The 16,764-nt window shown below is 63.6% G+C and carries 12 protein-coding genes; 9 read left to right on the top strand and 3 right to left on the bottom strand.

All coding sequences use genetic code 11. The features are described 5' to 3' along the window. Positions 1-388: 388 nt before the first annotated feature. The 4 genes from hflK (QSV36_RS25060) to QSV36_RS25045 all read left to right on the top strand — a co-directional run bounded on the left by hflK (QSV36_RS25060) (position 389) and on the right by QSV36_RS25045 (position 6,467). Entirely contained in the window at positions 389-2,371 is a 1,983-nt protein-coding gene (gene hflK, locus QSV36_RS25060; protein ID WP_289135734.1) for a protease modulator HflK, read from the top strand. Continuing rightward, positions 2,368-3,378, top strand: coding sequence for a protease modulator HflC (gene hflC, locus QSV36_RS25055; RefSeq protein WP_289135732.1), 1,011 nt, complete (start codon positions 2,368-2,370; stop codon positions 3,376-3,378). The genes hflK (QSV36_RS25060) and hflC overlap by 4 nt, the downstream gene beginning before the upstream one ends. Continuing rightward, positions 3,365-4,405 carry a protease modulator HflK gene (gene hflK / locus QSV36_RS25050; RefSeq protein WP_289135730.1) on the top strand — a complete coding sequence of 347 codons (1,041 nt, stop codon included), beginning with the start codon at positions 3,365-3,367 and terminating at the stop codon, positions 4,403-4,405. Before hflC ends, hflK (QSV36_RS25050) begins: the two co-directional genes overlap by 14 nt. A gap of 70 nt (positions 4,406-4,475) precedes the next feature. After that, positions 4,476-6,467 (top strand): heavy metal translocating P-type ATPase, encoded by a 1,992-nt coding sequence (locus QSV36_RS25045; RefSeq protein ID WP_289135728.1) that lies wholly within the window; start codon positions 4,476-4,478, stop codon positions 6,465-6,467. Here QSV36_RS25045 and QSV36_RS25040 read toward each other — a convergent pair. Together QSV36_RS25040 and QSV36_RS25035 are read right to left on the bottom strand one after the other, a co-directional pair. Continuing rightward, positions 6,446-7,483 (bottom strand): sensor domain-containing diguanylate cyclase, encoded by a 1,038-nt coding sequence (locus QSV36_RS25040; RefSeq protein WP_289135726.1) that lies wholly within the window; start codon positions 7,481-7,483, stop codon positions 6,446-6,448. The two genes, QSV36_RS25045 and QSV36_RS25040, sit on opposite strands and share 22 nt — an antisense overlap. Positions 7,484-7,565: 82 nt before the next feature. After that, on the bottom strand, positions 7,566-8,231 hold the full coding sequence (locus QSV36_RS25035; protein WP_289135724.1) for an SOS response-associated peptidase: 666 nt from the start codon (positions 8,229-8,231) through the stop codon (positions 7,566-7,568). Between the two features lie 107 nt (positions 8,232-8,338). Here QSV36_RS25035 and QSV36_RS25030 point away from each other — a divergent pair, with 107 nt between their 5' ends. Both QSV36_RS25030 and QSV36_RS25025 read left to right on the top strand, forming a co-directional pair. Beyond that, entirely contained in the window at positions 8,339-8,632 is a 294-nt protein-coding gene (locus QSV36_RS25030) for a hypothetical protein (protein ID WP_289135722.1), read from the top strand. A 120-nt stretch (positions 8,633-8,752) separates the two neighbouring features. Further along, positions 8,753-9,199: a structural protein P5 gene (locus QSV36_RS25025; RefSeq protein ID WP_289135720.1), complete on the top strand. Its 447-nt coding sequence runs from the start codon at positions 8,753-8,755 to the stop codon at positions 9,197-9,199. A 40-nt stretch (positions 9,200-9,239) separates the two neighbouring features. Here the strand turns inward: QSV36_RS25025 and nosR are convergent, their stop codons facing one another. Continuing rightward, positions 9,240-10,607: a response regulator c-di-GMP phosphodiesterase, NosR family gene (gene nosR / locus QSV36_RS25020; protein ID WP_289135718.1), complete on the bottom strand. Its 1,368-nt coding sequence runs from the start codon at positions 10,605-10,607 to the stop codon at positions 9,240-9,242. Between the two features lie 171 nt (positions 10,608-10,778). On the opposite strand from nosR, the gene QSV36_RS25015 reads away from it, so the two are divergent. The 3 genes from QSV36_RS25015 to QSV36_RS25005 form a co-directional block, all read left to right on the top strand. Next, entirely contained in the window at positions 10,779-11,705 is a 927-nt protein-coding gene (locus QSV36_RS25015; RefSeq protein WP_289135744.1) for a cytochrome-c peroxidase, read from the top strand. Then, on the top strand, positions 11,702-13,513 hold the full coding sequence (locus QSV36_RS25010) for a DAHL domain-containing sensor histidine kinase (protein ID WP_289135716.1): 1,812 nt from the start codon (positions 11,702-11,704) through the stop codon (positions 13,511-13,513). Before QSV36_RS25015 ends, QSV36_RS25010 begins: the two co-directional genes overlap by 4 nt. 743 nt (positions 13,514-14,256) lie before the next feature. Continuing rightward, on the top strand, positions 14,257-16,764 hold a 2,508-nt coding region (locus QSV36_RS25005), incomplete at its 3' end, for an Ig-like domain-containing protein (RefSeq protein ID WP_289135714.1).

Here is a 16,764-nt window from a genome sequence, read left to right as displayed (position 1 = left end):
ATACAAGGTCAGGGCGAGCCCGCCTTCAGGAGCGGTCGGCCTCCCCGGAAGTGCTTCTTCAGCCGAACGAGCATAACCTCTCTCGCCAGGCCAGACACAACATACAAGGAGCGGATTTACCCGCGATGCGCCGCACGGGCGGCGCTCGATCTCATAGGCGCTACATACCCCAAGGCGAACACATCCGGATCCACGCAAGTCCCAAGGCACAGTCCGCCATGGGTCGAAAGCGGCCGGTATTTCGTGCGCGATTCTTGATGGAGTAAGCGGCGTTATGCGGACAACAGATTTTTGACATTCCTTGTTATAACGTTACAGCGATTGTTGCAAATTGTTACCAGTCCTTCGAGGTCCTGACTCGCGGCGCCTGGTATTTCCTGGAGTGTTCATGAGCGTCGATCTAGACACCGAGGCCAACGACCTCGATGGGTTTCCCCGTTTCCAGCGCGCGACGGTGCACGCGCGCAATCTGGTGCAATGGACCTATCTGGCATTGGCAATCGCCACGCTGTTGATGCTGCTGCAGGGGTTGGTCGGGGTGTTCAGCCCCGATTCTCATTGGTTGGTCCTGCTTGCCGTCAATGCCGCCGCGCTGTTGCTGTTGGCTGCGGCTGCGCAGTCGGCCTGGCGGGTGGCCAGCTGGCGCGCGACCCTGCTGGGCGGGACGCCGTTGCAGTTGGCGTTCTGGCGCAGCGCTGCGGTGGAAACGGCCGAATCGGAATCGCTCAGCCGTTTCGATCGTTGGTGTGCACAGCTTGGCGAAGCGTGCCAGCGGCAATTGCGCAAGCTTGGCGCCGAGACCCCCTGGCTCGTTGGCCTGGCAGGGCTGGCGCTGTTGTTGGTCAAGGGCGCCTGGCGCCTCGACTTGCCCGTACCGCTGGTCGCCGGTCAGGTGACCTGGGTTGCGATCGGCATCCTGGCCGTGTGCGCGTTCTGTCTGGTCGTGGCCGAGCGCCACCTGATGGCCGAAAGTGCGGCGACCTGGCCCGAGGCCAGGGCGCTTGCGGCGATGATAAGGCTGGTCATCGCTGTGCAGGTGTTGACCATTGCCTGCCTGGCCTTTGTCGATGGCGATCGTCTATGGCCGGCGCGCCTGGCGGTATTGGTCGCTGTGCTACCTGGGCTGGCAGCGCTGGAGCTGCTGTCGCGTGCAGCCCTGGCGCTGTTTCGCCCCTGGCGCCCAGGCGAAGAGCCTGCGCTGGTAGCACGCAGCTTGGTCGGCGACCTGCTGCAATGGCCACCGCGCCCGATCACCGTACTGCAGAACGAATTGCATCAGCGCCTGGGTATCGACTTGCGCCAGGTATGGGCTTTTGCCTTCATGCGCAGAGCGTTCGTGCCGGTAGCGGCGCTGGTGGCGGTGGTCGGTTGGTTGTTGACCGGCATCGTCGAAGTGCCGATGAACAGTCGCGGCGTCTATGAACGTTTTGGCAAGCCGCTGGAGGTGTACCAGCCGGGCTTGCATGTCGGCTTGCCTTGGCCTTTTGGCAAGGTACTGAACGTCGACAACAGCGTCATCCATGAGCTGGCGACCTCCGGCGCGGCCAATGCGGCCGACGCGTTGGCCGCTGCCGAAGGGGCGGCCCCGGCATCGGCCAACCGGCTTTGGGATGCCACCCACCTGAGCGAGAACTCACAGGTGATTGCCGGCGCCGAGGGCGGGCGCCAGGGCTTGCAGATCGTGAACATGGACGTGCGCTTCCTCTACCGCATCGGCATGAGCGATGCGGCAGCACTGGCGGCCACCTACCACACCACCGACGTTGCGCAACTGCTGCGCAGCGTTGCCAACCGGGTGTTGGTCCACGATTTCGCTGGCCGCTCGCTGGATGGCTTGCTCGGCGCGGAGCGTGCAGCGCTCGGCCGTGACATTGGCCGTGCCGTGCAGGCTGACCTGGACCGGATGGACAGCGGCGTGGAACTGCTGGCGACTTCGGTGGAAGCGATTCACCCACCGGCCGGCGCGGCCAATGCCTACCATGCCGTGCAGGCTGCGCAGATCACCGCCCAGGCGCTGGTCGCCCGCGACCGTGGGCAGGCCATGCAGACGCTCAACCAGGCGCGCTTCACGGCGACATCGTTGAGCGACAGGGCCACTGCCGACGCTCACGAGACCGAGACCAAGGCCAGTACCGCTGCGCTGCGGTTCGACGCCGAACGCACAGCCTGGCAGCACGCTGGCCAGGCTTTCCTCCTGGAGCAGTACCTGGAGCGTTTGTCGCAAGGGTTGGCCGGGGCAAGCAGCCTGATCATCGACCACCGCCTGGCGGCAGCCCAGGCACCGACCGTGGACCTGCGCAGCTTCGCTGTACCGGCCGACCCTACGCAACCAGCACCTGCATCCGGACGCACCCAGGAGCGTAACCCTTGAATTCCCATTCTGCACACGGCCATGAGCACAGCCACGACCATGACCACCATCACGACCATGACCACAGCCAAGGGCATGCCCGGCCGGCCTGGCTACGCCTTGGCGTGGCAGCGCTGCTTGTCCTGGTGATGGCGGCGACCGCCTGTTTTGTCCAGGTCCGGGTAGGCGAGGCCACCGTCATCACGCGCTTCGGCAACCCGTCGCGGGTGCTGATGGAGCCCGGCCTGAACTGGCGCTGGCCGCTGCCGTTCGAAGCAGCAGTGCCGGTCGACCTGCGCCTGCGCACCACCTCGAGCGGGCTGCAGGATGTCGGTACCCGCGATGGCCTGCGCATCATTGTGCAGGCCTACATCGCCTGGCAGGTAGCGCCCGACCCGCAGCGCATCCAGTTGTTCATGCGCGCGGTACAGAACCAGCCGGACGAGGCGGCGCGGCAGATTCGCACCCTGGTGGGCTCGGCCCTGGAAACCACTGCCAGCGGCTTCGAACTGGCGGACCTGGTCAATGTCGACGCCAGCCGGGTGCGTATCGAGGCGTTCGAGCAGCGCCTGCAGGATCAGATCGCGCAGCAACTGATCAACACTTATGGGGTACGGGTGGTGCAGGTGGGGATCGAGCGTCTGACCTTGCCCAAGGTCACCCTCGAGGCCACCGTCGACCGTATGCGTGCCGAGCGCGAAACCATCGCCACCGAACGCACTGCTGAAGGCAAGCGCAAGGCTGCCGAGATCCAGTCGGCCGCCGAGCGTGACGCCAGGATCCTGCAAGCCGACGCGAACGTGAAGGCCGCGCAGATCCAGGCCCAGTCGCAAGTGCAGGCGGCGCAAATATATGGCAAGGCGTACGCCGGCGCACCGGAGCTGTACACCTTGTTGCGCTCGCTCGACACGCTGGGCTCGGTCATCAACCCCGCTACCCGCCTGGTACTGCGAACGGACGCGGCGCCGTTCCGTGCGCTGGTGGAGGGGCCGGCGTTGCCGGCTGGAGCTGACCATGGCCAGCGCTGAACAGCTGTCGTCGCGGTTGCCCGATAGCCCATGGTTGCAGTCGGGGCGCATCGGCTTCCTGGTGCTCTACGTGGTGACCGTGCTGGCGGCAGTGGGCTGGCTGTTCGGCAACGTACGCCAGGTGGGCCCGGAAAGCCGCGCGGTGGTGTTGCGCCTTGGGGCCGAAGCGCGCATCCAGAATGCCGGCTTGCTGCTGGCATGGCCGCAACCGTTCGAACAGGTGGTGATGTTGCCTTCGGCAGGGCGGGTTGCCGAGCGTCGGGTCGAAGTACTGCTACGTTCCGAGCTGGCGCAGAAGTCTGACAAGGACGGCTCGCTGGCCAGTGATGCCACGGCAGGTTCCGGCTTTCTGTTGACCGGCGATGCCGGTGCCGTGCAGCTGGATGTGCGGGTGTTCTATACCGTGACGGATCCGTATGCTTTTGCGCGCCAGAGGCTACACGTCGAGGCCGCCCTGGACCGCCTGGTAGAGCGCAACGCGGTGCTGACCTGCGCCTCGCGCGACATGGATGCCATCCTGGTTGCGCGCCCTGAACTGGTAGGCGCGGATGCCCGCCTGGCCGAGCACCGCGAACAACTGCGCGGCGACCTGCAACAGGGCATCAATGCCAGCCTGGCGCGCCTGCGTTCGGCCGGGGCCAGTCTGGGGATCGAAGTGGCGCGGGTCGACATCCAGTCTGCCTTGCCCTGGTCTGCGGTCAGCGCGTTCAACGCGGTGCTTACCGCCAGCCAGCAGGCCGAGCAGGCCGTGGCCAAGGCCCGTAACGACGCTGCACGTCAGTTGCAGCAGGCCACCCAGGCTGCCGACCGCACCGTACAAGTGGCCCAGGCCGAGGCGAGCGAGCGGCTGGCCCGGGCCCAGGCCGAGACGGCGACGATCGTCGGGCTGACGCAACAGCAGGATCCGCAACTGTTGCAGCGCCTCTACCAGGAGCGCGTACCGGCAATCCTTGCCCGTGCAGGCTCGGTTACCACCTTCAACAAAGAGGATGCCGGGCACATGATCCTGCAGGGGCCAAAGCCATGAGTCCAGGGGCTGTCCCGCTCGATCCTTGCCGGCCGACCCCGGTTCACGTCCATTTCCGGAGCTGCTCGCGATGAGTACCCATCACTGCCATGGCCACGGGCATCACCACGCCCATACCCACCTCACCTCGGGCTTGCTGTCGCAGGCCGAACGGCGCACTGCCGCGCGCCAGCTGATCCTGGCAATGCTGGCGCTGGGGCTTCTCGGGCTGGGGCTGGTGTGGCGCTGGCTGGCACCGACGCAAGAGGGCGTCAGCCAGCTGCTGCTGGGCGGCGCCTCGCTGCTGGTGGCGATTCCGGTGTTGCGCGCGTCCTGGCACAGCTTGCTGCAACCTAGCCTGCACGGCATCACCGACCAGCTTGTCGGCCTGGCCATGCTGGGCGCCTGGGCGACCGGTGACCTGGCCACTGCGGCGCTGTTGCCGATCATCATGATCTTCGGCCATATCCTCGAAGAGCGCAGCGTGCTGGGTTCGCAGGAGGCCATTGCGGCACTTGGGCAACTGACACGAAGCCATGCGCGGCTGATCGACACTGAGGGCCAGGTGCACGAGGTTGATAACGCCAGCCTCAGGCCCGGCGACCAGGTCGAGGTCCGCGCCGGTGACCGGGTGCCCGCCGATGGCCGGGTCGTCGCCGGGCGGGCCAGCCTCGACACCGCGCCAATCACCGGCGAGTCGGTTCCGCAGGAAATCAGCCCTGGCATGGATATCCATGGGGGTTCGATCAACCTGGATGGCCTGCTGCGGGTGGAAGTCACCCGCGTCGGCGAAGACTCCACCCTGGGCAAGGTGATCGCCCTGATGCAGCGCGCCGAACAAGCCAAGCCGCCCATTACACGCTTGCTCGAGCGGTACGCCGGGCGCTATATGGTCCTGGTGCTGTTGATCGCCGCTGCAACCTGGTTCATCACCCGCGATGCACAGGCCATGCTGGCGGTGCTGGTGGCGGCCTGTCCCTGTGCATTGGTGCTGTCCGCGCCAGCGACAGCGGTGGCGGGCATTGCCGTTGCCGCGCGGCACGGCATCCTGATTCGCGGCTCGGCGTTTCTCGAGGAGCTTGCCGACTTGTCTTCGCTGGTGATCGACAAGACCGGCACCCTGACCAACGGCGACCTGCGTCTGCGCAGCGTGGTCGGCATCTCGAGCAGCTTGCCCCGGGCCGCCATCATCGATCTTGCCGCCAGCCTCGGTGCGGCCAGCAGCCACCCGGTCAGCCGGGCCCTGGCAGCGCTGGTGCCGCACGACCGGCACCTGCCGCTGGTGGATGTCCAGGAGCGCCAGGGCTTTGGTGTAGTGGCGCACTCGGTCGAGGGCGAAGCAGCGTTGGGCCGCCCGGAGCTGTTCAGCCAGATGGGCATGGACGTGCCCAAGGTGCCCGAACATGACGGCCCGATTGCCGGCCTGGCCCTGAATGGCCGGTTTCTGGCCTGGCTGCTGCTGGCCGACAATGTGCGTGCCGAAGCCGCCGAGGCGCTGCAGCAACTGCGTGAGCTGGGCCTGCAGCGCCAGGTGCTGCTGACCGGTGACCGCACCCGGGTGGCCGAGTCCATCGCCGTCCAGTTGGGCATCAGACACGTGGTAGCCGAAGCACTTCCAGAAGACAAGATGCGCCAGGTCAACCATGAGCTGCAGATGGGCTTGCGCCCGCTGGTGGTAGGCGATGGCATCAATGATTCACTGGCACTCAAGGCCGGGGTGGTGGGCGTGGCGATCGGTGCGGGCGGTGCCGACATCGCGCTGGCCGCGGCGGATATCGTGCTGATCAACGCAGACCTGCGGCGCCTGGGCACCTGCATCCGCCTCAGCCGCCGCTGCCGTCGCACCCTTCAGGTGAATGTGCTGATCGGCCTGGGCTGGACCCTGGCCATCGTCGTGGCTGCGGCGTTTGGCATCCTGGGGGCGGCGGGGGCAATGGTCGCCGCGCTGTTGCATAACCTCAGCACCTTGCTGGTGCTGGCCAATTCCGGGCGCCTATTACGTTATGACGAGCGGAACATGGCGCACAGCGGCCTGTTGCCAACCCCGGAACCACGCGCCGCTCACACGGGCGGTGCCCGGTAGACGACCTGGTCGCGCCCCTGCTGTTTGGCGGCGTAGAGCCCCGTATCGGCGCGGTCCAGCGCGTCCTCCAGCGTTTCCGCAGGGGCGAACAGGGTGCAGCCTATGCTCAGGCTGACCTTCTGTTGAGCGTTGGGCAACTGCATCGGCGTGCCACCGACCAGTTCCCGGATACGTTCGGCAATGCGTCGCAGCTCGTCGCCGTCCTTGACCTGCAATATGGCGACAAATTCTTCGCCGCCATGACGTACCAGCAGGTCATCGGGACGAAGTGCCGCGCGCAGACGCCGGGCACATTCGCAGAGCACCTTGTCGCCACCGGCATGGCCGTACTTGTCGTTGATCGACTTGAAATGATCAAGGTCTGCGTAGATGGCCCCCAGCTGCAAGTGATGCTGGTCCGCCAATCGCCGCTGGTGCCCTCCAAAAGCCGTCAACGCGCCGCGGTTCCACAGCTGGGTCAACGGGTCGAGCAAGGCTTTGCGCTGTTCGCGGTCCATTTCGAGGCGTAGGTCGCGGTTGATCTGCGCCAGGGCACGCAGTTGCAGATAGCCTTCCGCCAGGGTGGCCAGGTCCTTGAAATGCGCCTGCTGCGCCTTGCTGAGCTCGCGCGGCCGAGGGTCGAACATGCACAGCGTACCGATCGCCTTGCCATTTCCGGCGCGCAAGGGGTGGCCGGCATAGAAGCGGATATAGGGCGGGTTGAGCACCAGTGGATTGTCGACGAAGCGCGTATCGTGACTGGCATCGGGAACCATCAAGGTACCTTCGCCGAGAATCGCGTAGCCGCAGAACGAGATACTGCGCGTCGTCTCGCTGGCCTCGAGCCCTATGCGCGCCTTGAACCATTGGCGGTCCTGGTCGATGAGGCTGATCAGCACCGTGTCGACGTGGGCCAGGTCCTGAGTGAGCCGCACCAGGGTATCGAGGTAATGTTCGGCAGGCGTATCGACCAGGTTCATGTCGTCGAGTGTGCGCTGGCGCAGCGCTTCGTCTGCGGGCAACGGGCAAGCTGGCATATCAGGGTCTCCATTCCTCGGTTCGTTGCTTGCGCAACTCAGTGGCGTCTACCGTACGGTGTTGAAACAAGCACAGCATAGGTCATGGCAGCGGATCAATCAGCTCGGCGCCCTGGTTGCGCACATTTCCCACCGCCGCGCTCACCCGGAACCATTCGAAGCAATCAGCGGGTTCGCCGAGGTTGAGCACAAGTTGCTCCGCCTGCGCGCTCGGCAGGCCGGCGGCGATCCAGGCGCGTGCCAATTGCGGCGAGAGCACGACAGGCCTGCGGTCGTGCACATCGACCAAGCCGCCTTGGGCATCTGCGGTGATGATTACGCAGCCGTCGCCCGCGTTACCGATAAACTGGCCGATCGATGCGCACAGGGCAGGGCGGCCATCCCGACGGCGGATGAAATAAGGCTGTTTCCTCGGCCCGCCTTCATCAACCCATTCGTACCAGCCGTCGACGGGCGTTATCGCCCGGTATGGCCAGATCGCCCGGAAGAACGGGCCGTGCGCCACTTTTTCCACGCGGGCGTTGATCGGCGCAGCGCGGTCAGTCGCCCAATGCGGCCGCCAGCCCCATTTCACCAGGTCTGCGCGCAGGCCTGCGGCGTCCATCCGCAGCACGGCGACCGGTGTGGTCGGTGCGATGTTGTATTGGCCCAGCGGCTGGTCGCCGATGTTGTTTCTCCACGCCTCCGGCAAGCTCAGGGTTGCAACGAAGTCATGGACGCCCCGGTACTGGCTCAGCCTGCCACACATACGTCACCCTCCTGCCTTGCCGTGTAAGCATAGTCCGCCGAGTGGTACTGGTGCGGCGCTGCAGGAGGGTGCTCAAATACTGTATCCATATACAGTATCGGTGGAGTATGTATTTCCTCATCGTCCGTCGCCGCGAACGCGGCATTGCCATACCATCCGACCAGTTGCGGAAGGTTCCGGCATTGCGCGCCGACGTCCACATCGGCGACCACCACAGCGAGCCGCTGGGGCGTGTGTCGACCCAGGCCTGGCTGTTCAACCCGACGCCCGGGCCGGACATCATTCCGCGGCTGCACGATGCCAAGGTCAACGGCATGGCCCAGCTCGGGATGAACATCAACGGGGTCGAGGAAATCGACGGCGTGTTGTTCGCCCAGTCGTGGTGGTGTCGGGTGGAATGATTACGGCCTGCGGCCAGCTGCCATTTGGCGGGATTTGTCCGCCTGGAGAAAACTCACGTGTTTCGGCGTCATCAACAGCAGTGACGACAGTACGGAGCAAACGGTCCAGGAGGTCAGCTGATGAATACGCCACGTGGCATACGCAACAACAACCCGGGCAATATCGACTTCAACCCGCGCAACCCCTGGCAAGGGCAATTGGGCCTCGAAGAGGGCGTAGCCAGGCCACGCTTCGCTCGTTTCGACCAGCCGGAAAACGGTATCCGCGCCCTCGGCAAGTTGCTCATCAACTACCGCAGCAAGGACGGTATGCCCGGCGTGGGCGAAAAAGGCATCGATACCGTGCTCGAGGCCATCAACCGCTGGGCGCCGAGTCACGAGAACGATACCCGCGCCTATGCCGAAGCGGTGGCCCGCAGCCTTGGCGTGCGCAGCACCGAGCCGATCAATCTCAGGCACCCGACCACGCTGCGGGGGATGGTGCTTGGCATCATCACCCATGAAAACGGTGGCAACCCTTACAAGGCGGAGGTAATCGATGAGGGGGTGCGCAGAGCGCTCAGCTGAAAGCGCAGTTGTGTTGGCGTCGGGCGTGGGGTGCCTTGGGTCAGCCCGCCGTTGCCGGCGCGGGTTGCACGCTGCCGGCCTCCTCGGGAATTCTGACGAACACACTGTATTTGCCGCCCTCCATTTCTTCGAAGGCAATCAGTTTCTTAACCAGCAGGCCGCTCAGTACCTTGCCGGCATTCAACAGCAACATGCCATTGTCGGCATGGAGGTTTCGCGCCAGGATCATGCCCTCTGCCAACTCGTGCGTGCTCAACACCTTGATGGCCGGGTCGGTCAGGGTGATGTCGCGCATGTATTCGGCGCAGACGCTGACGAAGTCTTCCACCAGGTCCGGGTCGTACACCTTTCCGGCATATTTGCGGATATACAGCAGGGCCTCATCGCTATTGAGCTGGCGCTCGAGGACCAACCCGCGCTGCAATTCGATGAAGTCCACGGCCATTTTCAGCCAGCGGGCACCCAACGGGATTGCCGCGCCCTTGAGGTGGCCCGGAAATCCGCTGCCGTCCCAGCGCTCCTGATGGTGAAGGATGAGTTGCGCGGCCTCTTTCATGGGGTCCAGGGTCATCACCAGCGCTTCACTCTGTTTCGGGTACGAGCGGTACAGCTCGCGCTCCTGGGGAGGAATGAGATCGGCTGGGCAGGTGAGCATGCTGTCGCTCCAGCTCATCTTGCCGATGTTGTACAGCGCAGCCGCCATGGTCAGGTTGCGGCAGGTCGCTTCGTCCAGCCCATGGCAGGTGCAGTACACCCGTATCAGGTCGATGACTTGCCGGTTGGTCTGCTTGGCCTTGGGCAGGCGCATGTTGCCCAGCTGCGAAAAGAACTCGGTGCTGGTCACGTAACTGCGTTTGAGTTCTTCATAGGCAAGGTCGAGCATGTCGGCCGTCTGCTGCAACTCGGCGGTGCGCGCCGCTACACGCTGTTCAAGGCTTTCGTTGAGCGCCTTCAGTTGCTTGATCTGCGCCTGGGTCAGTTGTTCCAGGCGCTTTCGCTCGCTTTCCGAATGCTGGTGGGCCAACGCCTGGCGCAAGGTGACCAACAGTTCTTCATCATTCCAGGGTTTGCTGATGTAGCGGTAGATGTGCCCATCATTGATGGCTTTGGCGATGGTGTCCGTGTCAGCGTACCCGGTAAGCAGAATGCGCAGGGTGTCGGGGAAACGCTCATGCACGTGCGCCAACAGCGTGGCACCGTCCATGTTGGGCATGCGTGCATCACTCATGACCAGATTGATCGGCCGCTGCTGGAGCAGTTGCAAGGCATCGGCGCCGCTTTCGGCGACAAGGACTTCGTAGGGCTGGCTGCGCAACAAACGACGGAGGCTGCTGAGAATCGAGGGTTCGTCGTCCACCAGAAGTATTACGGCTTTGTCTGTTGCGCCTTCGGTGACGGGTAGCTCCATGGGTCCCTCCTGGCCGGTTTCATTCAGACTGCTCCCTGGCTACAGCCTAGATGACATTCGCCCTGGCGTTCGCTTTTCTCGATTGGCCTCACTATGCTCGGAGACAGCGTGCATCTTGCCAGGGAGGTTTGTGCCGTGCCGATCGGTCTGCAGGTTCGCATGATTGCCACGATGCTGGCGGTATTGCCGGCGTTGGCGTTGGCCCAGAGCATCGGTGGGCCGCTGACGCCCTTGCCGGCGGTGCCTGAGCTTGACCCCGCGCGGGTGGAGCTGGGCCGTAAATTGTTCAACGACCCCCGGCTGTCGCCCAATGGCACCCAGTCCTGCGCAGATTGCCACCGTCTGGATCGAGGGGGCGCAGACGGGCAGGCGCGCTCGCCGGGTGCAGATGGCAAACCCTTGGCCGTCAACACCCCCAGCGTCTTCAATGCGAGCCTGAACTTCCTGCAGTTCTGGGATGGGCGTGCACAATCGTTTGACGGCCTGGTACACCTGGCAGCCGACAGTGCAAGCGAAACAGAAGACGGCTGGGCTGCGGTGGTCCAGCGAATTGCCGGCGACCCGGCCTATCGCGTCGGGTTTGCCGCAGCCTATGGCAAACCAGTGGCCGTTCAGGCTATCGAAGATGCCCTGGTCACCTACCAGCGTACCCTGTTGACACCTGCATCACGCTTCGATCGCTACCTGCAGGGGGACACCAGCAGCCTCAGCCTGGAAGAGAAGTACGGCTACCAGCGCTTCCAGGAATATGGCTGCATTGCCTGCCATCAGGGGGTGAACATCGGCGGCAACATGCTGCAGAAGCTGGGTGTGTTCGATGATTATTTCGCCAACCGTGGCAATCCTGCGGTGGCCGACCAAGGACGCTACAACGTGACCGGCGACCCGGAGGACCTGAACCTGTTCAAAGTCCCCAGCTTGCGCAACGTAGCGGTCACTGCCCCTTACTTTCATGACGGTTCGGTACCCACCCTGGAGGCCGCCGTCGACGCCATGTTCCATTATCAGTTGGGGCGTACGCCAAGAGACGGTGATAAAGCGCTGATCATCAAGTTTCTCCAGACCCTCACCGGCCAGTGGGAGGGCAAACCGCTATGAAACTGAATGCTCGGCGCAGCCTGCTGCTGTTGGCTGCCTGCGCCATGCTGCTGGCGTCCGTGCTGGTCTACCTGTACTGGATGTCCAAGTCTGATGAAAGCGGTACCTACGCCCAGGCGCGGGATCTGATTCGCCAGATCAAGCAATACGACGCCCAGTGGGAAAGTGCGGTGCTCAAGGCGCGCACTACCACCAACTACAATTACGATCCGCTGGTGCTGCCGCTGATGGAAATGAAACGCCTGTGGCGGGAATTCCGCACGCTTGAAGGGCGCATCGAGAAAACCGCGCTGCCCGCCTGGCAGGCCGCCTTTGGCGATTACCAGCAAGCCTTCGATGCCAAGATACTGCTGGTTTCGCGTTTCAAGACGCACAACGCAATTCTGCGTAACTCCCTGGCTTTTCTCCCGGACGCAGCCGATGTCATCCAGGTGCACCTTGGCCAACTGGTCGACGCCGACGCACTGCGCCTGCGCAGGATCACCAGCGATACCTACGACCTGATGCTCAGCAGCCTGGAGTTTGCCCAGACCACCACCGAGGACAAGGCTGCCGATATCCTGGTTGGCCTGAACAATCTTTCGGTCAACAAAGAGCGCCTGCCGGTCGATTTTCAGGCACCCATCGATACCATCAGCAAACACATCGAGTTGATCCTGCACGAGCAACCCAAGGTCGATCAGCTGCTTGGAGCGATCGAGGCAGTTCCGATCGCCGAACGCCTAGACGCCATTGCGCTGATGCTGGACCGCGACGAGCAGGCAGCCACGCTGACGGCCCAGCGGTACCATTTCTACCTGCTGGTGTTTTCCACCCTGCTGGTATTGCTGTTGCTGTACATGGGGGTGTGGCTGATGCGCAGCTACGCCGAAATAAACCGGGTCAACCGGGCGCTGGTCAGTGCCAACGACGAACTGGAGCAGCGGGTGGAACGGCGCACCCAGGCACTTGGCCAGGCCAGCGCAGCCCTGCAACGCGAAGTGGATGAACGCCGGCAGCTCGAGAACCAACTGGTCCAGTCGGAAAAGCTCGCCTCGCTCGGCCAGTTGGCGGCGGGTGTTGCTCATGAAGTGAATAACCCGATCGGTTTTGTCTCGTCCAACCTCGGCGCCCTGGACGATTATTTCGGCCGTTTGCAGAACATGCTCAAGGCCTACGCTGACGCGGAAAACACCCTGATTCCGCACGGGCTGAGCGCGGAGCTGGCGAAGCTGCGCACGGAAATCGAGCTGGACTACCTGCTGGAGGATATCCCGGCACTGATCCGCGAATCCAAGGACGGTATCAGCCGTGTCGCGCGGATCGTCAAGGACCTCAAGGACTTCTCGCGGGTCGACAGCAGCCAGGACTGGCAACTGGCAGACCTGCAGCAGGGCATAGAATCGACGTTGAACATTGTTGCCAGCGAGCTCCGGCACAAGGCCGATCTGGTCAAGGACTACCAGCCTTTGCCGCAGGTTGAATGCCTGCCTTCGCAGATCAATCAGGTGGTCATGAACCTGCTGGTCAATGCCACCCAGGCGATGGGCGCCGAGCGCGGCAGGATTACCCTGCGGACCGGTGCCAATGATGCGTGGGTATGGATCGAGGTCGCGGACAACGGGTGTGGCATCCCCGCCGAGAGCCTGCAGAAGATTTTCGATCCGTTCTACACGACCAAGCCGATTGGCCAGGGCACCGGGCTGGGCTTGTCGCTTTCGTACGGCATCATCAAACGTCATGGCGGCGAAATCCATGTAACCAGCGAAGTGGGTATCGGTACGACGTTCAGGGTGGAACTGCCCATCCACCAGGCCCGGTCGGCCTGAGCTCGCCTCCAGCCTGGGGAGGAGCACGGGTGGAATGCAAATTGCTGAGACCCAAGGGGATCGAGCCTCCGGAGGGCGCAAAAATGAACCGGGACGACCGCTTCTACATGGTTTTCGTGGTGACTGCCGTGTTGCTGCTGGATTTCGCCGCGACCTGGGTGTTTCTGCAGGCCATCGCCTGACTTTCCCACCTTTGGGTAGCGACACCCGGAAGCGGGGGCTTTCGTTGTGTAGTTGCCGGCAATTCCTCCGGCCGTAGCGCGATGTTGCGCGTTGCCGCCTCGCCGCGTTCGAATAGTCAGTCGTCGGCGAATTGCTGCCCAACTATCAAGATACTTGTACCTGGGCTATTCAATCACTTTGTTCGTATAGACCTGCCCAACATCAGTTGCGTAAATGAAACTTGATCCTATCGCCGCAGGGATGCGATGAGCATCCTTTTACATCCTGATAGATGCAAATGGATTGCGATTTTTTTCGCACTCACTCAACTGAGCACAAGCGCAGAGCATGTTCGATCGGCAACTTTTTACTCGAGTGGATTGTCAGGTAAAAAGGCTCGTGCCCTTGTAAAACGCTGCATGCAGCCGGCCCTGAAGTGCAACTTAAAGGTTGGGGAAAGGTACCGGAATATCCACGAGAACTATTGATAAAGTGATACTGGCGTTTTATCGGTGGCATGCTATTTCTGAAGAAACGAGTGCGACCGCTCGGTCGTAATGTTGACAAAGGGACTGTCAGTCATGTCGATACAGGCCAAGATATCTCCTCTCTCTCAAAGTGTTTCCTCTGCCGCCCCCATTTCAATCCCCAATAACGGAATACTGACCCTCTCCCAAAGTAGTAATATTGTTCTGGATCTGGCGCCTGAAAGTGTGGAGGGATATTCCAAAAGCGGTGCCGACCTGATCGTGCAGCTGAAGTCCGGGGAAAACCTGCGCATCGCAAACTTCTATGTCGAGGGGCAACCTGTCAGCCAGCTGTTTCTGGTAGACCGGGACAAATTGCTGGCCGTCGACCTGCCGACGGTCGCTGGTGACGGGCCATTGATGGCTGGCTATGTGCCCCAGGAAAGCCCGGCCGGGTTCGAATCACTCACTGCCACTGACGCTACCATTGCCGGGTTGAGCCCCGGCGCGGCACTGCTGGCCGGTGCTGCGATCATCGGTGGCGGCGTCGCGATCGCCAACAGCAGCGGTGGCGGTGGCGGAGGAGGTGGCAGTGTCGATGGTAGCGTACCGCCTGACACCACGCCTCCAGCAGCGGCCAGCGGCTTGCAGATCGCCGCAGATGGCAGCAGCATCAGTGGCACGGCCGAGCCCGGCGCCACCGTGGGAATCGACAGCAACGGCGACGGGCAAACGGATGTCAGCGTGGTGGTCGGCCCTGACGGCAATTTCCAGATTCCGCTGAACCCGCCACTGACCGACGGCGAGACGGTGACTGTGGTAGTGACCGACCCTGCCGGTAACAGCAGCCCCGCGGCGACCGTGCAAGCCCCTGACTTCCCTGACGCGCCGCAGATCAACCCGAGCAACGGATCGAGCTTCAGCGGTATCGCCGCGCCGGGCAGTACGGTGGTCCTCACCGACGGCGACGGCAACCCTATCGGCCAGACCACTGCTGATGGCAACGGCAATTGGTCGTACACCCCGGACACGCGCCTACCCGATGGCACGGTGGTCGAGGCAGTGGTCAAGGATGCCGCCGGCAACAGCAGCCCACCCGCCAGTATCATCGTCGATGGCGTAGCGCCGTCGGCACCGGTGATCAACCCGAGCAATGGCACCGAACTCAGCGGCACCGCCGAGCCGGGCAGCAGCGTTACCATCACCGATGGCAGCGGCAATCCGATCGGCCAGACCATCACTGATGGCAACGGTGACTGGCGCTATACCCCCAGTTCACCGTTGCCCGACGGCACAGTGGTAAATGCCACCGCGACCGACCCAGCCGGCAATACCAGTGGACAGGGAAGTACAACCGTGGACAGCGTCGCCCCGGGCGCGCCCACTATCAACCTGAGCGATGGCAGCAGCCTCAGCGGTACTGCCGAGCCGGGTAGCACCGTGGTCCTTACCGACGGCAACGGCAACCCGATCGGCCAGACCACAGCCGACGGCAATGGTAACTGGTCGTACCCTACGGATAGCGAACTGCCCGATGGTACGGTGGTCAATGCGGTGGTCAAGGATGCCGCCGGCAATACCAGCCCGCCTGCCAGCACCATCATTGATGGCCTGGCACCGTCGGCACCCACGATCAACCCGAGCAATGGCACCACGATCAGCGGCACCGCCGAAGCGGGCAGCACCGTGACCCTGACCGACGCTGGCGGTAACCCGATCGGCCAGATTGTCGCCGATGGCAACGGCGTCTGGAGCTTCACCCCCGGCAGCCCGTTGCCCAACGGCAGCGTGGTAAACGCCACGGCGACCGACCCGACCGGCAACACCAGTTCACCGGCCGCTATCACGGTGGACTCGGTAGCGCCTGCGGCACCGGTGGTCAATCCCAGCAATGGCAGTGAAATCAGCGGTACCGCCGAGGCGGGGAGCACGGTCATCCTCACCGATGGCAACGGCAACCCGATCGGCCAGACCACCGCCGACGGCAACGGCAACTGGAGCTTCACCCCGGCAACGGCCTTGCCGGACGGCACGGTAGTCAATGCCGAGGCCCGCGACCCGGCCGGCAACACCGGCCCGCAAGGCAGCACCACCGTAGACGCTGTAGCTCCGGGCACGCCCACCATCAACCTGAGCAACGGCAGCAGCCTCAGCGGTACCGCCGAGCCGAACAGCACCGTGACCCTGACCGATGGCAGCGGTAATCCGATCGGCCAGGTAACGGCTGACGGCAGCGGCAACTGGAGCTTCACGCCCGGCACAGCGCTGCCCACTGGTACCGTGGTCAATGCCACGGCGAGCGACGCGGCCGGCAACACCGGTCCGTCAGCGACGGTTACCGTCGATTCCAGCGCCCCAGCGGCGCCAGTCATCAACCCGAGCAATGGCACCACGATCAGCGGCACCGCCGAAGCGGGCAGCACCGTGACCCTGACCGACGCTGGCGGTAACCCGATCGGCCAGGTCGTCGCCGATGGCAACGGCGTCTGGAGCTTCACCCCCGGCAGCCCGTTGCCCAACGGCAGCGTGGTAAACGCCACGGCGACCGACCCGACCGGCAACACCAGTTCACCGGCCGCCATCACGGTGGACTCGGTAGCGCCTGCGGCACCGGCGGTCAAC

Source organism: Pseudomonas sp. BCRC 81390 (assembly GCF_030341915.1).
GTDB lineage: Bacteria > Pseudomonadota > Gammaproteobacteria > Pseudomonadales > Pseudomonadaceae > Aquipseudomonas.
Note: the sequence above shows the minus strand (reverse complement) of the source record. Positions and strands in the feature narration are given on the sequence as shown.

Bases quoted from the DNA above. Each gene is read 5' to 3' on its own strand.
- hflK (WP_289135734.1), top strand. From the start codon at position 389: ATGAGCGTCGATCTAGACACCGAGGCCAACGACCTCGATGGGTTTCCC.
- hflK (WP_289135730.1), top strand. From the start codon at position 3,365: ATGGCCAGCGCTGAACAGCTGTCGTCGCGGTTGCCCGATAGCCCATGG.
- QSV36_RS25045 (WP_289135728.1), top strand. From the start codon at position 4,476: ATGAGTACCCATCACTGCCATGGCCACGGGCATCACCACGCCCATACC.
- QSV36_RS25040 (WP_289135726.1), bottom strand. From the start codon at position 7,483: ATGCCAGCTTGCCCGTTGCCCGCAGACGAAGCGCTGCGCCAGCGCACA.
- QSV36_RS25035 (WP_289135724.1), bottom strand. From the start codon at position 8,231: ATGTGTGGCAGGCTGAGCCAGTACCGGGGCGTCCATGACTTCGTTGCA.
- QSV36_RS25030 (WP_289135722.1), top strand. From the start codon at position 8,339: ATGTATTTCCTCATCGTCCGTCGCCGCGAACGCGGCATTGCCATACCA.
- QSV36_RS25025 (WP_289135720.1), top strand. From the start codon at position 8,753: ATGAATACGCCACGTGGCATACGCAACAACAACCCGGGCAATATCGAC.
- nosR (WP_289135718.1), bottom strand. From the start codon at position 10,607: ATGGAGCTACCCGTCACCGAAGGCGCAACAGACAAAGCCGTAATACTT.
- QSV36_RS25015 (WP_289135744.1), top strand. From the start codon at position 10,779: ATGCTGGCGGTATTGCCGGCGTTGGCGTTGGCCCAGAGCATCGGTGGG.
- QSV36_RS25010 (WP_289135716.1), top strand. From the start codon at position 11,702: ATGAAACTGAATGCTCGGCGCAGCCTGCTGCTGTTGGCTGCCTGCGCC.